General features: G+C 57.8%; 9 protein-coding genes and 1 pseudogene. 4 read left to right on the forward strand and 6 right to left on the reverse strand.

Annotated features, from left to right (window positions below; translation table 11 throughout):
• From FHT79_RS28015 to FHT79_RS28035, 5 genes are all read right to left on the reverse strand, one after another.
• Positions 1–2,181: M10 family metallopeptidase (locus FHT79_RS28015; protein ID WP_246714064.1), on the reverse strand; the 2,181-nt coding region annotated here is incomplete at its 3' end.
• Positions 2,182–2,301: 120 nt separating this feature from the next.
• On the reverse strand, positions 2,302–3,759 hold the full coding sequence (locus tag FHT79_RS28020; RefSeq protein ID WP_183904546.1) for an HlyD family type I secretion periplasmic adaptor subunit: 1,458 nt from the start codon (positions 3,757–3,759) through the stop codon (positions 2,302–2,304).
• A complete protein-coding gene (locus FHT79_RS28025) occupies positions 3,756–5,903 on the reverse strand; it encodes a type I secretion system permease/ATPase (protein WP_183904547.1) in 2,148 nt (715 codons plus the stop codon). The genes FHT79_RS28020 and FHT79_RS28025 overlap by 4 nt, the downstream gene beginning before the upstream one ends.
• Positions 5,904–6,208: 305 nt before the next feature.
• Positions 6,209–6,916 carry a response regulator transcription factor gene (locus tag FHT79_RS28030; protein WP_246714065.1) on the reverse strand — a complete coding sequence of 236 codons (708 nt, stop codon included), beginning with the start codon at positions 6,914–6,916 and terminating at the stop codon, positions 6,209–6,211.
• A 714-nt stretch (positions 6,917–7,630) separates the two neighbouring features.
• The gene (locus tag FHT79_RS28035; RefSeq protein ID WP_183904548.1) at positions 7,631–8,710 is read right to left on the reverse strand and encodes a hypothetical protein; all 1,080 of its coding nucleotides are present in this window, start codon (positions 8,708–8,710) and stop codon (positions 7,631–7,633) included.
• 596 nt (positions 8,711–9,306) lie between these two features.
• Here FHT79_RS28035 and FHT79_RS28040 point away from each other — a divergent pair.
• The 4 genes and pseudogenes from FHT79_RS28040 to FHT79_RS28055 form a co-directional block, all read left to right on the forward strand.
• Complete coding sequence (locus tag FHT79_RS28040; protein ID WP_132575769.1) at positions 9,307–9,879, forward strand: PE-PGRS family protein; 573 nt, start codon at positions 9,307–9,309, stop codon at positions 9,877–9,879.
• 103 nt (positions 9,880–9,982) lie between these two features.
• Positions 9,983–11,698 carry a type I secretion system permease/ATPase gene (locus tag FHT79_RS28045; RefSeq protein ID WP_132575771.1) on the forward strand — a complete coding sequence of 572 codons (1,716 nt, stop codon included), beginning with the start codon at positions 9,983–9,985 and terminating at the stop codon, positions 11,696–11,698.
• A gap of 11 nt (positions 11,699–11,709) precedes the next feature.
• Complete coding sequence (locus tag FHT79_RS28050; RefSeq protein WP_183904549.1) at positions 11,710–13,155, forward strand: HlyD family type I secretion periplasmic adaptor subunit; 1,446 nt, start codon at positions 11,710–11,712, stop codon at positions 13,153–13,155.
• 7 nt (positions 13,156–13,162) lie between these two features.
• Positions 13,163–13,420, forward strand: a pseudogene (locus tag FHT79_RS28055) (transposase); the annotation flags it as partial.
• Positions 13,421–13,464: 44 nt separating this feature from the next.
• Here the strand turns inward: FHT79_RS28055 and FHT79_RS28060 are convergent.
• Positions 13,465–14,307: a DUF6030 family protein gene (locus tag FHT79_RS28060; protein ID WP_183904557.1), complete on the reverse strand. Its 843-nt coding sequence runs from the start codon at positions 14,305–14,307 to the stop codon at positions 13,465–13,467.
• Between the last annotated feature and the right edge of the window lie 633 nt (positions 14,308–14,940).

Consider the following 14,940-nt stretch of genomic DNA (forward strand, 5'->3'; position numbering starts at 1 on the left):
AGCTCCGCCGATCAGTGTGTCGGCTCCGGCCTTTCCGTCCAGGGTGTCGGCGCCTGCCGCACCCCTGATCGTGTTGGCGGATGCATTGCCGGTGCCGGTGAAGGCCGCCGTTCCGTTATAGGTGAGGTTCTCGATATTGGCGCCAAGCGTATAGCTTGCCAGGTTCGTGCGAACCGTGTCGGTCCCCTCGCTGGCGTTCTCGGTGACGCTGTCGCCGGCATTGTCGACGGCATAGATGTCGTCCCCCGCTCCGCCGATCAGCGTGTCGGCACCGGCGCTGCCATTCAGCGTGTCATTGCCGTCGCCGCCGGAAAGCGTATCGCTGGCAGCGCCCCCGATGATAAGGTTGTCCAGCGAGTTGCCCGTTCCGGCAAAGGCTGCCGTTCCGTTATAGGTGAGGTTCTCGACATTGGCGCCAAGCGTATAGCTTGCCAGGTTCGTGCGGACCGTGTCGGTCCCCTCGCTGGCGTTCTCGGTGACGCTGTCGCCGGCATTGTCGACGGCATAGATGTCGTCCCCCGCCCCGCCGATCAGCGTGTCGGCGCCGGCGCTGCCATTCAGCGTGTCGTTGCCGGTGCCGCCGGAAAGCGTATCGCTGGCAGCGCCCCCGATGATAAGGTTGTCCAGCGAGTTGCCCGTTCCGGCAAAGGCTGCCGTTCCGTTATAGGTGAGGTTCTCGACATTGGCGCCAAGGGTATAGCTTGCCAGGTTCGTGCGGACCGTGTCGGTCCCCTCGCTGGCGTTCTCGGTGACGCTGTCGCTGGCATTGTCGACGATGTAGGTGTCGTCCCCCGCACCGCCGAGCAGCGTGTCGGCGCCGGCGCCACCGTCCAGCGTATCGTTGCCGGCGCCGCCTAAGAGCGTATCGGTGGAGGCGCCCCCCGTGATCGTGTTGGCGAGCCCGTTTCCGATACCGCTGAAGGCCCCGGTGCCGATAAAGGTTAGGTTTTCGACATTGGCGCCAAGCGTGTAGCTTGCCGTGGCGCGAACCGTGTCGGTCCCCTCACTGGCGTTTTCGGTGACGACGTCGGCGGCATTGTCGACGAAATAGGTGTCGTTGCCAGTGCCGCCGATCAATGTGTCGACGCCAGTACCACCGGACAGCGAATCATTTCCGGCATTTCCCCAAAGCGTATTGTTCGCTTCGTTACCGACAATCGTATCGTCACCGGAGCCGGCCTGAACATTCTCGATCAAGGAGGCAACGTTATTGTGATAAAGAAGCGCGTTGAAAATGTTGCCGCGGGCGTAACCATTGTTCGGACCACCCCCCAGATGTGCCAACTGGCCCTGGGAAAAGACCGAGTACCCCCCTGCTCGCAAATCGATCGTGAGGTTGGTGGTATAAGCGCTCAAATCATAGGTATCGATACCGCCGCCGTCCCAGATTGTCGCGAAGATGCGGTTGGCATCGGGCGTGATGGCCGCAACCCCGTTGACATAGGTGATGCCTTGGTTCGGATTCCACTTGTAAACGGTATTGCCACTGTTGGTCGTGTAGTCCGCACCATACATTTCCTGCAGGGCGGCGATGTCGAGCATCATGAAAGTTTGTGGCGCACCGTCATGCTCATACTTGATCCCACTCAAATCGTCTCCGACAAATGTGTGGTAGGTCATGATCGTGTATTCGAGCGAATCGTAGGCACTCGGAACGACCGTTGAATTGCCGAAGTATATGGGCTCATGAGCATGTTTCAGGCCGAGAGCATGGCCCAGTTCATGCGCCAAGGTATGGCCGGCATAGTTGCCGAACTCCGGAAAGCGAAGATCTACCTCAGTGCCAGCATATGCCGTTCCGAACCAGACGTCGCCGCCTGCCTCCGGAGTGTCTGGATAATAGGCCCATGCCGTCGGGGGCATCCATGACTGAGCGAACCGCACCGATGCGGTCTCCGCACTACCGGCCTGAAAGTTGGCGTTCGTAAATCCCTCAACGGAGAAACCGTCATTTGCCGTATTTCCGTAGGATTGCTCCATGAAGAACAAGGCAAAAGACTGCTGCTGAGAGGAAATCGCAGAGAAACCCAAATCTTTCTCGCCGGCATAGGAATACGATGTCGAGAAGGTGGGAAACGCATAGGTTATCGTTCCGTCCCAGGCTGTGCCGCTGAACAGCCCGTCAACTTTCTGATCCCCAGTCAAGCTGACGTTCTTCGTCGAAGTAATAAGGTTCGTCATAAAATCCCCGTTTGCCTAATCCACTCTGCCGTGCCAAATGCCGGTTCCCTCTGCTCCGCATGAGGGTGAAACTTCAACTACAAGTCTTCTCTCGCTTCGGTAAGGTTTCGACCTAAGTAACTAACGCTCATGAAGCGCTTCCTCCGCGACCTCGATCAAAGGCGAGAAGACATATTCCAGGATCCTGCGCTCGCCCGTTCGAACCTCCGCAACTGCTGCCATGCCCGCACTGAGCTGGACGTTACGGCCATCTGCTAGAATTTGATCGGCCTCCAAACTCAATGTCACCGGAAAAACGAGGTTCTGCATCCTTTCGGCGCCGCCGAACGTTGCCTCCGACTGTCGTGCCGCAGGGTCGCCTTCACGGCGCGCTGCATCGGGTTCCGGAATCGCATCTGCCGCAATCTTGATGACGCGGGCCGGGATCGTCCCGTAGCGCGTAAAGGGAAAGGCTTCGAGCTTGACGACAGCATCCTGGCCGACCTTGATGAAGCCGATGTCCTTGTTCAAAGCGTAAGCTTCGAGTTCCAGTGTGCTTCCCTCAGGCACGACACGCATCACGTCCTCGCCGACGGTCACCACTTGGCCCACACTGGTAATCGAGGATGCTTGCACCGTGCCGTCTATTGGACTGCGCAAAGTCATCTGCTCACGAACATTTATGGCTTTCGCCAGTCGCTGCTCCAGCTCTTCGACCCGACGTTCCGCGTTACCCAGCCGCTCGAGCTGATCGCCTAGGAATGCTCGTTTTAGCTTGTCCTTTTCCCGCGCAAGGACCTCGATACCAGCGGCGGCATCAGCGAGCTGACCTTCCTGCATAGCCAGTTGCGTCGCCTGCTCCTTCAATGTTTGCGTCGCATCGATCACGCTTGCCATGGTGCCGGCTTCCTTCGAAGCCAGCATATTGCGCATCGCCACACGCTCTTTCAGCGTTTCAACCAGCGAGTTCTGAGCCGCAACCGTCACCGTCAGACGATCGCGCTCCACTTCCTTCTGGTGCTTCTGAGCATCAAGCGACGCAACTGCGGCCTGGTATTGTTCGAGGTCGCCCCGCAGGATGCCTTCTTCACGACGACGCAATTCATCGGCCGCGTCCGCATCCCATGAGATCGTTGGCAGCAGCCCGTCGCTCTCCTGAGAACGAACATAGTTTACCGCAGCTTTTCGGCGCCGGACCTCGGCGTTCACAGACGCCAGGCCTTTTGCCGCATCCGTCTCATCGGCAACAGCATCCGTCGGATCAAGTTCGAGCAGGATATCACCGGCCTTGACCTGTGCGCCATTTGATGGCGGAAGCGCCTTCACCTTACCCGTCAACAGCGGCTGAACAACCTTGACGCGACCGGCCGGCTGAATCTTGCCCTGTGCGGCTGCGATGATGTCGATGTGGCCGATATAGGACCAGATCAATGCCGTTGTGACGAAGGCGCAAATGATCAAGATCAGCGCCAGGCGCACCGGCGAGGGCGGGGTCTCCAGGATTTCGATCGCCGGTGCCAGAAACTCATGATCGGATCGCTTGGCCGGGCGCGGCGCAAGACCGGCATATCGAACAGCTTGGACAGGTCCACTTTTCATGCGGCGCCTCTGTCATTCTGCAAGGCCCAAAGCCGCGCATAGAGCCCGTCCGGGCGCTTAAGCAGCTCGTCATGGCTGCCAATTTCCGCTATGCGCCCGTCTGCCATACCGATGATCCGGTTGCAGGGCCGCACAGCTGCGAGCCGGTGCGCGATGATGATAACCGTTCGGCCGGCGGCGATCTGGCGCATATTGGTCTGTACGACCCGTTCGCTTTCATAGTCGAGGGCGCTGGTCGCCTCATCGAAAATCAAGATCGGCGGGGCGGTGGCAAGCGCACGGGCAATGGCGATCCTCTGACGCTGGCCGCCGGACAGGTTCGCGCCACGTTCTTCGATCATCGTGTCGTAGCCTTGCGGCAACCGCAAAATGAATTCATCCGCCCCGGCGAGCTTGGCAACCGCAATAACCTGAGCGCGGTGCATCGCCGGGTTTGAGAAAGCGATATTGTCGTGGATCGTGCGGTTGAACAGCAGGTTCTCTTGGAGAACGACTCCTATGTGGCTTCGAAGCCACGCGGGGTCGAGTTGTGATAGATCCATGCCATCCAGCAGAACCTGACCCTCTTCGGGGACGTAGAGACGCTGCACCAGTTTGGCAAGCGTGGACTTTCCGGAACCCGATGCGCCGACGACACCGATGATCTCGCCGGGTTTGATGTCCAGCGATACGTTTTTCAAGACTTCCGGAGAGCCGGGCCGATAACGGAAGGTGACATTTCGAAGTTCAATGTTCCCCCTTGGGGCAGGCAACGACAAACGGGCGCTTGGCTGACGCTCCATCGGCGTGTTCAGAATGTCGCCGAGCCGATCGACCGAGATCTGCACCTGCTGGAAATCTTGCCAGAGTTGGGACAACCTCAAAACCGGCTGGGTGACCTGCCCTGCGATCATGTTGAAGGCAACAAGCGAACCAACGGAAAGCTCGCCGTTCATCACGGCCCTTGCACCGAAAAGAAGAAGGACCGCCGTCGAGACCTTGCTCACATATTGAATGGCATTTTGTCCGCCAGCGCTCAGCAGTGTCGTATCGAAGGCTGTTCGCACGTAAGCTGCGAGCTTTTCCTCCCACTGCGCCTGCATCACCGGCTCCACCGCGGCGGATTTAACCGTGTGGACACCGACGATCGCTTCGACCAGGAACTGCTGGCTTGCCGCTCCCCGATTGAACTTCTCTTTGACGAATTCGCGCAGCGGCGGTCGAATCACGATTCCGATCAGGAGGTAAATCGGGATCGCCGCAACGACAATCAGGGTCAAGCTCCAGGAATAGGCGAAAAGAACCGCGATGAAGACAAAAGTGAAAATGACGTCGAGCGCCGAAAACAACCCCTGCCCGGTCAGAAATGCGCGGATCGTTTCAAGTTCTCGAACGCGGGCGACGGTCTGGCCGGCTGATCGCGTCTCGAAGTACTCCAGCGGTAGCCGCAGGAGATGATGGAACAATCGTTGGCCGAGCTCGACATCGATCCGGTTCGTCGTGTGAGCCAACGCATAGGACCTCAGATATTGAAGCATGACGTCGAAGAGACCAATGATCGCGATGCCGGCGACAAGCACGAACAATGTCGAATAGGCTTTGTGCGTCAGGACCTTGTCGACCACGACCTGGAAGAACAAAGGTGTGATGAGCGCGAAGATCTGCACAAACAGCGAGGCAAGCAATACATGGGCAAGCGGCTTTCGATAACGCCAAATCGATGGCAGAAACCACTTGAAGCCGAATTCTCGCGGGTCGGACCCTTCGCCTCTTATGCGCCGCCCCACAAGAATAACGCGCGCGTCGATTTCGGCTAGTATATCCGCAGAAGCGATTTCACGATCGACGCGCGTTATCGGATCGACGAGTCTGTACTTTCCAGATGGGTTCAAGCCGCCGAGCACCTGAAAGGATCCGCTGCGCACCTGGACAATAGCGGGGACGGGCATGGCTCGAAGACGTTGCTCCGTGACCTTCTCCACGACACGCGCCTTAAGCCCGATGATCTTGGCTGCTCGTTGAATGTCGATGGCCCGGGACGTGCGCCCCTTCAACGCCAGATCGTGCTGCAGTTGAACCGGGTCGGCAGCAATGCGATAGAATGCAGCAATGCCGCAGAGCGCACGAAGACCGGAGTCCAGATGCTGCGAAAGGCTGCCATCCATGCGCGGAACTATTCCCCTGAAGCTACAGATTACCGCGCTCCACCGGCCCAACCGCCTGCTGCGGCTGCTTGCTGATGATGTAACTCACTCGGAAATACTGCGCCACGGGGGGATATTGGCGCTCGCCTGATTTCGAGCCGGTTGTGGCGAAGAAGCAACAACGCACCGACGGTAGCACAGTCTAACTTCGCCGGCGGTGGCAACGGCTCGAGTCAGGGAACAATCTCCGGCGCCTATGGTAGGATAAACTGCGCTCCGACACCCATTCAAACATTGGGAAAGCGCCCGGTACTGGCCGACACCGCCTAACTCGGCGAAGCGTCAGGCCTACCGGCGGCTCTTTGAATTAAGCGGGCAACCACTTCAGTGCGGTTCTGCGCCTGCAACTTGCGCATAATGTGTTGCAAATGCATCTTGACCGTATGCCCCGACAAATTGAGTTTTCCTGCAATTACCTTATTTGAACAGCCACATTGCAACTCTGCGAGGACATCCGCTTCCCGTGGAGTGAAATCAGCAATGGCCAAGTACTGCGTCCTGTCATCCAAGTTTTTTTCAGCCTCATTTCTGGCCGGACGATGCTCGTTTAAGCCGTGTGCAACATCCCCTAATAGCTGCGGGAAAAATGTTCCTCCTGCCAGAACGAGACGAAGACCGGCAAGAGCAATGTCAACAGGGAGTGACGTCGAGAAGAAGCCGCGGATCCCAATCTCGAGCGCCTGACGGGCGATGATGACGTCATCCGTACTTGAGAGCAACGTGATAGGAACCTCTGGAAAACGTGCACCAATTGCCGCCAGATCATCACGCAGGCTGGCACTCTCGACATCTCTGCCGGCCAGATCCAATGCAATCAAACGCACCTCGGCTCCAAGAGCCCGATCGAGACTCTCGGTCGAAATCAAGTCTATAAAGTTCCACCCAGTGAGTTCATGCTCAAGAAGCTTCACCACGGTAGTCCGCGCCAATGTAGAATGCCCAATGATGAGCACAGTTGGTGCACTGCGCCCCATACGGCGCTTGTTTCTAGCAATGTTGGACACTTGCGTGCTCCCCAGACTATTTGCAACGCAACAGCCATTTATAATATTCCTGTTCTCACTACATGTCATGATAAAAAATGAGTGTATTGCCGATATAAATAGTCTGATCTCTCACGATAATTCTTATAGCCTATGAGATTTCAGTGATAGATAACTGGGCTATCAGAGCATATTGAAGAGATTGTCCATGATGGCATGACGGCTCGACTTGTCGCCACAGTCCTTCCTCCCCTTGGCCGAATTGACGTACGGCAAGCGGGTCAAAAAAGCTTTCAAAGACACTGAAAAGGCAACCGATCTGCTACAGGCCCATCTCGGAAAGAACGAGTTGACATAATGAGCTGCCGATCGGCTCGGCTTTGTTTCCATCTCTCAATTCAAAACAGCAGCAGGGTCCGACAGCGAAACGACAACCGTAAAGGGCGACAAAAGCAGAGGATCGCTGATTACCCGTTATGATTAGTGAAACTGCGCTCTAATGACGCATTAATACCAGTTGTTTCACGCAGGCTGCGCTGCGCCGGCACCGCCAGGCGCCAGGCAGCGGTCACGGCCTCTGGCGGCCGAAATCGACGACAATACGGATGAGGTCATGGTGAAATGTTCGGCATCTCGCGAGCCTGTCAGCACGACGAGCGGTTTCGTCCAGTTGAGCCTCCGCAATGCAAGCACAGAGTCTATCCGCTAGCTATGCATGAAGCCCAGAATGTCGTCGACCAGAGCCGAATGGGCGTCCGTGAGGTTGCCCTCTCCACCGTGGCCCGCGATGCCGGCCAACTGGAGCGCATGCTGGTCATAGAGAACATGATCGATCTGCTGGGCGTCCGCCGTCCCACCGGCGGGAACGGCAATGTTGATGGGATGGAAATAGCCGAAATTGACGTCCACCATGCTGCCCGTCGACGATCCGACCCCACCACCGCCGCCCGCATGGTTGCCGGTGAAAATCGTGTCTGACGACAGGTTGAAGCCGCCGCCATTGCCGCCGATGCCTGCGATCTGTACAGCGCCCTGATCGAAAATGACATTGTTTGTCTGATGGGCCTCGGCCGAGCCGCCCGCGGCGCCTATGGCGATGTTGATCGGTGAAAAGATGGCGATACTCACGTCGACTATAGTGCCGACGAAATATCCATCGCCGCCGTGGCCCGCATAATAGTCCCCGGTCAATGTAAGCGACGTTCCCGGACTGATCGACGAGCCATGGTTCGCGACGTTATGATCTCCACCCGAGCCGCCCATGCCGCCCATCTGGGTTGCGCCCTGCAGGAAGAGGGCGTTGTTCGATTGCTCAGCGTGAGCCTCCGCGCCAGGGCCTGCAGCCACGGCCGTATTCACGGGGGCAAACAGCGCGACCTCGGTGCTGACGAGTCCACCGTAGAAGAGACCATTGCCGCCGGCGCCGGCATGATTGGCGCCATCGCCGCTGCCGATGGCAACATTGCCGCTTCCACCATTCCCGCCGATCCCGGCCATTTCGGTGGGATGCTGATTGATGAGCGCATCATTGCCCTGGAAAGCGTCCGCACCCGAATGAGGTCCGGCCATCGCGGCATTGGACGGCATGAAGACGGCCAATGAATTGCTGCTGATCACGCCTTCGTTTATCCCGTCACCACCGCTGCCGGCAGACGGACCGGAAGCGACATCCAATGGAAGCCAGGTCGGCACCAGTGCCAGATGCCCCGCCGCCACATTGGAGGTGAGGTTTTGATCGGTGCCCGCTTTGGGCAAGTCTTCCAGCAAGGGACGAATTTCCGTCATTACCGTCTCCATTCCAAGGGCAGCCCGCGGATCCGCAGAACGCATCGCGCAGCCAGCCTGAATTGTTCAGACATTGTGCCCCCGAACGGAAGAAAAGCAGAGCCTGCAATTCGTCTACATCCCGTCGGCTAGGGCTATAGCCGTTCGGCTGTCATGAGCGCAGCGCCCGTTGAGCGAGGTTACGAGCAAACAATCCGCTTTTGGATTAGAGGTCCCGCATCTTTCGCACGATCGCACATAGACGTTTTCAAGACCCGAACAGGATCGACTTTGCCACGGGCTACCTGATCAGACCCCCTGAATACAGCGGTTCTCTATGGGGCGGCCTCTTCAAAAAAGGTCGACGTCGCTTCGACAAGAGATCACACCCATCCCATCCCGCGCCAAATTACTTCGTACTAATCCAGAATAACTCTCCGTCACCTTCAAGTATGCACTCGAAGGAGTGTCGCCGAATATCCGGGTAGTCCATAGATTAAATCGCAGGCAATATTCGATCGCGGTTGTATTGGCTGGCGGTGACATCTTAATACCCACGCCGTAAGGGAACGCCGTAAAAGGAACACGGACGAAACGAAGTAGAAGGAGCGACATCAATGCCTATTCCACAAATATCTGACACGATTCAACTCCACAACCCGGATGCGGGTGATGCGAATGCCGGCAACGGCGGTAATGGTTACAATCATGGGGACATTGACTACAACCCGGTAGCCTATGTCACCCCTGTGCAAACGGTCGACGGGGCATCTACCCATCTGCACAACGGCGATCACGTTTGGCAGACGGCAGATTGGGACGCCGGCGGTGGCGGACCCGGTGGCTTCAGCCAAGCCCAGAACGGCTTCCTGGCATCACTCACCAGCGGCGCCGGCGGCGCAGGCGGAAACGCTCAATCCAACGGTGATCAAGGAAACACGAGCGGCCACGACACGGCTTCGGTGGCTGCGGCGACGACCGCGACACAATATACGCAGCTTGTGGCCGATCAGCATGCCACCATCCTCGCAGGTGTCGGCGGCAACGGCGGCAACGGGAACAACGCTCTGGGCGGCGACATCTCGTCGGCACTGGTTCACTCGGATCCTGAAACGACGACGGTGAACAATTCTCTCGATCACTTCATAAACGCCTTCGGTCATATCGACGTCGACCATCTCGGCTCATGAACTCAGACTCTGAGGGTCGCCGGTTTCGGCCGGCGACCCTCCTGAATTGCTGAACCAGCACGCAGTCTTTTCTCGTCAGTATCAAATGCAGCGAGATCTGATAATGACAACGATTTCCATCAAGCCACCGCGCCCGCAGACACAGCTCGTTGTCGCGCTCCGAGCCTGTGCCGGAGCCTTCGGGTTGGTCTTCCTCTATAGCTGCGGCTACAATCTCTTTCTTCTGGCCCCGTCTATCTATCTCCTGCAGATCTATGACCGGGTCCTGTCGAGCAGAAGCGCTGACACGCTCCTGATGCTGACGATGATCATCGCCATCGCCGTGCTGGTCGGCTCCATGCTGGATATCGTGCGCAGGGCAGCTCTTTCGCGCATCGGCAGCTGGCTGGACCACAGGCTGCGGCCCATGGTGCTGACCGCATCATTCGAATATGCCACTCGCGCCGATACGGGTGCAGCCACGGAGTGCTACAGGGACCTGGCCGCATTACGCCAGTTTCTCGATTCACCGGCCAGCTCGCTGCTTTTTGACGTTCCCTGGGCGCCGCTATTCCTGCTCCTGCTCTTTCTTGTACATCCGCTGCTTGGGACCATCGGTCTTCTGAGCGCCGTTGCACTTCTGCTGTTTGCGTTCCTGACGGAACTGGCGACGCGAGAGCCGCTTGCCCATGCCAATCTTTCCCTGTCGATGAGCTATCTGCGATTTGCGACAGCCCTCAAGAACATCGAGGTAATCAGGGCAATGGGCATGCAGGATGGCGCAGCGCAGATCGTCTATCGCGATGCGGAAATGGCCAGAAGGGCGCAGGACATCGCGATGCATCGCACGGAGATCATTATTGGTTTCTCCAAATCGATCCGCACGCTCGCGCAGATCCTGATGATGGGATCGGCGACATGGCTGGTGCTCATAAACAGCGGCAGTCCCGGCATCATCTTCGTTGCTAGCCTGCTGCTCGGGCGCGGGCTCGCACCAATCGAGGGGGCAATAGGTGCATGGCGCTCCTTTGCGTTTGCGCGTAACGCCTTCAATCGCTTGAACAGAATGCTGATAACAGTTGCATCGGAACGCGATGCCCGAATGGTGCCGCGACCGGAACCCAATGGCCTTGTTCTGGATAATGTCAGCTATTTCAAGCCATTCGCCAATCGGCCGATATTGACTGATATCACATTGCGGCTGGCGCCAGGCGATTGCATCGCGCTCATCGGTCCGTCGGGATCGGGAAAATCGACGCTTGGCCGCATTATGGCAGGCGTTGTGCAAGCAACGAGCGGATGTGCCCTTCTCGGTGGGGTCGATATCTCGGCTCTGCGTCTTTGCGGCGGGACCTGCCATGTCGGATACCTGCCGCAGGACATCGAACTCTTCGGCGGAGCAATCAAGGACGTGATCGGCCGGCTCGATGGAGCAGATCCCGGCAAAGCGATCGACGCCGCAAAGCTGGTTGGATTGCACGACGCGATCATGCGGCTGCCGCAGGGCTACGAGACCGATATCGGTGAAGGTGGGAACCTGCTCCTCCGGGCTCAGCGCCAACAGCTGGGACTGGCACGAGCGGCCTATGGAAATCCGTCTCTCATCGTTCTCGACGATCCGAATTCGAGCCTGGATTATGACGGCGAACGCATGTTGTTTACGGCAATCGAGCGCATGAAATCCAGGGGAATGACCGTCGTTATCATAACGCACCGGATGGGGATCCTGCCTGTCACCAACAAGATTGCCATCATGCGCAACGGGACAGTAGCTGCCTTCGGCGACAGTGAGCGGATTTATGATACCTATCTTCAACCGCCGTCTCGAACAGGAAGATAGGGAGAAGCGCCATGACCCTTGTTCAACTGGACGCAACGCAGGCGAAATCTTCAGATTTGTCAGGGGCGACTCAGCGATTGCCTCCACGATCGACGGCAACAGCCAGGCAACGGACGGCCTATTGGCCGGTGATTGAATCGAAACAGCGCGGACCCGCTCCCCCTTCGCCCATGCCGGGGCTCAGAGGCGTTGTTTGGACGGGAAACCTGTTGATCCTGGTGTTCATCGTCGGATTGGGAATCTGGTCGGTTCTGGCGCCGCTGCAAAGCGCTGCGGTCGCATCGGGCGTCGTCGAGCCGGAAACCAGCCGCAAGACCATTCAGCATCTGGAAGGTGGAATCGTCCGACGAATCCTCGTTAAAAACGGTGACGCGGTCACAGCCGGGCAGATCGTCATCGAACTCGACGATACGAAGTCTCGCTCGGAGCGCGACAGTGTTCAAGGGCAACTTTGGGACGCCGAAGGAAGCCGCGCCCGCCTGCTTGCGGAGCAGACGGGCAGCGATCACGTCGCCTATCCTGAGGATCTCAGGGCAGCAATGGACAAATATCCTTCGGTCAGCGCCATTCTGATCGGACAACAGAAAATCTTCGACGCCCGTCGCCGGGTCATGCAGGCGGAAATTCAGATCACCAATGAAAAAATCGCCCAGGTGCGGCAGGAAATCGTCGGGCTTGGTGCGCAGAAGGCAGCATTGGCCGACAGAGCCGCAATCTCGAGCCAAGAACTGGATCAGGTTACGGTCCTCACCGCCAAAGGACTGGAAAGAAGGAGCAGACTTCTCAACCTACAGCGGGAAAAGGCAGACCTCGATGGCCAGCAGGGTGAAGTAGAGGCGCAGATCTCTCGCGCCTATCAGGCGATCAGCGGCTCGCAGGCCGATCTCGCAAAACTTGAGAGCGACCGGTTGAGCGAAGTCGCCCAGGGCATGCGCAACACGGAAAGCCAGATCATGCAGCTGCGCGAGCGCTTGCGGGCGATCGACGACCAACTGTCAAGGACCGATATTCGTGCTCCCGACGATGGGACAATCATGAACCTGCGCATCCACACATCAGGTGGCGTGATCGGCGCGGGTGAACCGCTCGTCGATCTTCTGCCACGCACCGATCGCCTTGTCGTGTCTGCCCACGTCAGACCGGAAGACATCAATCTCGTCCGTCCGGGGCTCGAGGCACAGGTCCACCTCCTTCCCTACAATCAGCGGCGCGTTCCACTGCTGAAAGGTCGGGTCGAGTACGTATCAGCGGATCGTCTCACCGACCCGCAGAGCGGCCAGCCCTACTTTGCCGCGACTATCCGTGTAACGGACGAGCGGTTGGCAAAAATGAGTGATGTCGAACTGGTCGCGGGCATGCCCGCACAGACACTGATCGAAACGGGCGAAAGCAGCGTGGCGCTCTATGCCGTCAGACCACTCCTCGACAGTTTCAACAGAGCATTTCGCGAGGACTGAGACCGTGATGGGCAAGAGAAAATTCGACGACGACCAGATTACGGGTATCTTGAAGGAGCACCAAGCCGGGGTGACGGTGGCGGATGTTTGCCACAAGCACGGGATCAGCGAGCCGACCTTCTATCGGTGGCAATCCTTGCAGTACGGAAATGTAGGTCTCTATGCCAAAAGGCTGAGAGCACTGGAGGAGGAAAACCAGAAGCTCAAGAAGCTTTTGGCCGAATCCATGCTCTCGGCGGCAACGCTGAGCGAGATGCTGGCGAAGACCTCGAAGGGACGAAACTAAGGTCACGATGGACTTATGGATGTTCAGCCACAGTTCCAGATTGATCTTGAATTGTGGCCGCTACTCACTCCGTCATCGAGCGCAAGTGGCGGCTGTGGATGCGACGATGCGGACGATGAGGATAAAGTTTGCGGAATGCGGGGTTTTGTCGTGGCCAGCCAGCTGTCTGCCGAAAAATACGCCTTGGTCCTCACCTGCGAACTTGACGTCGCCTTAAGGCCAAGAATGAAATTGAAGCTATTTTCGCTGCCGGCTTCGCGCGTAAAGCTGAGATAGGCGCCGAATTGGTCGTATTCGACATTGCGAAGGCTTTGGATCGACGCAAGCGCATCTTCGAAATCACGCCAGCAGGCCTGCTTCACAATGATCTCGAAAATGCGCAGGACAGCCGGAGCGAGACGCCCCTGGGCATCTGTCTGCGGCCCGACGATCTTGGCGCGGATCTCAACAATATCGCCCCTTTCATTTCCCCGAACCCTAACGAAGGTCGAACTGAGCGGTCGCACCTCGTCCCGTTCGTGGATGCGCTGAAAATAACATTCATAACTACGATTGCGCATCGATGCGGCTTTCCACTCGCTCATTTCGATGCCGGCCTCTCGAAGAGCGCCGCAGATATTTGGCCCCGCGAAGCGCCACGTCCGCAGAAACTGGCTGGCCAGCTCCAGTTTCGGAACCTCGATCAGCTTCAGCGATACAGACGTCGGCGGAAGAGGAGAAGGAGCCGCCGTATCAGGGCGGACTGATATGCGTGATGATCGGGCGGCCTTATCGAGCGCTTGATACTCAATCCGACCAGCCGGATCTTCGACGTGGCGGATTTCATGGTAAAAAACAGCGATACCTGCAAGAAGCAAAACGGGCATCAAAAGCGCTGGCCAAAGCAGCCAGCGGCGGTTGCTCCGTAAGAAGAACCTCCAGTGCCGCGGCTGGCTGTCGCGAGGAGGACCGACTGCCGACAACACTTTATCCACGGCGATCCCCCGCAAGCTTGCGACCAGCGGCGTCGGTCGGCGCGTGGCCAATCGGCCGCTGCGGCTAGTCTCTTCTGAGGCGAGCAACAATGTGAAAGCGGGTACGGTCGACTCACCCTCAACGCTGCGATTCTGATGCCGACTGTATAAATCGTCAAGCAGGAACCTCGGGGCGGCAATTTTCCGGACGATACGCTAGTAACGCGCGGACCCGCATATGTCGAAAACAGGGCTCCGTCGAGCAACCTACCTTAGCTATATTTGCCGACAATGGTGACCTCTGTCGCGGCGCGCAAAGCGTCTTGGCAAAGGTCCACTCCTTGACGTTTCGGCCCTGCCTCTTCTTTACGGGCACGAGATCGGGATGCCGGCCAGTTTCATCCTCAATCAGCCACGGGACTTTAAGCACTCAAAAAAGGATGCGGGCAAAGCCCGCATCCTGCTTGGCATTCGCCTCAGTTCTTGGTGACGAAGTCCTTGACGTTCTCAGGCGTGACGAGCTGGAAGGGAATATAGACCTTCTTG

This window comes from Rhizobium sp. BK212, assembly GCF_014197475.1.
GTDB lineage: Bacteria > Pseudomonadota > Alphaproteobacteria > Rhizobiales > Rhizobiaceae > Rhizobium > Rhizobium anhuiense.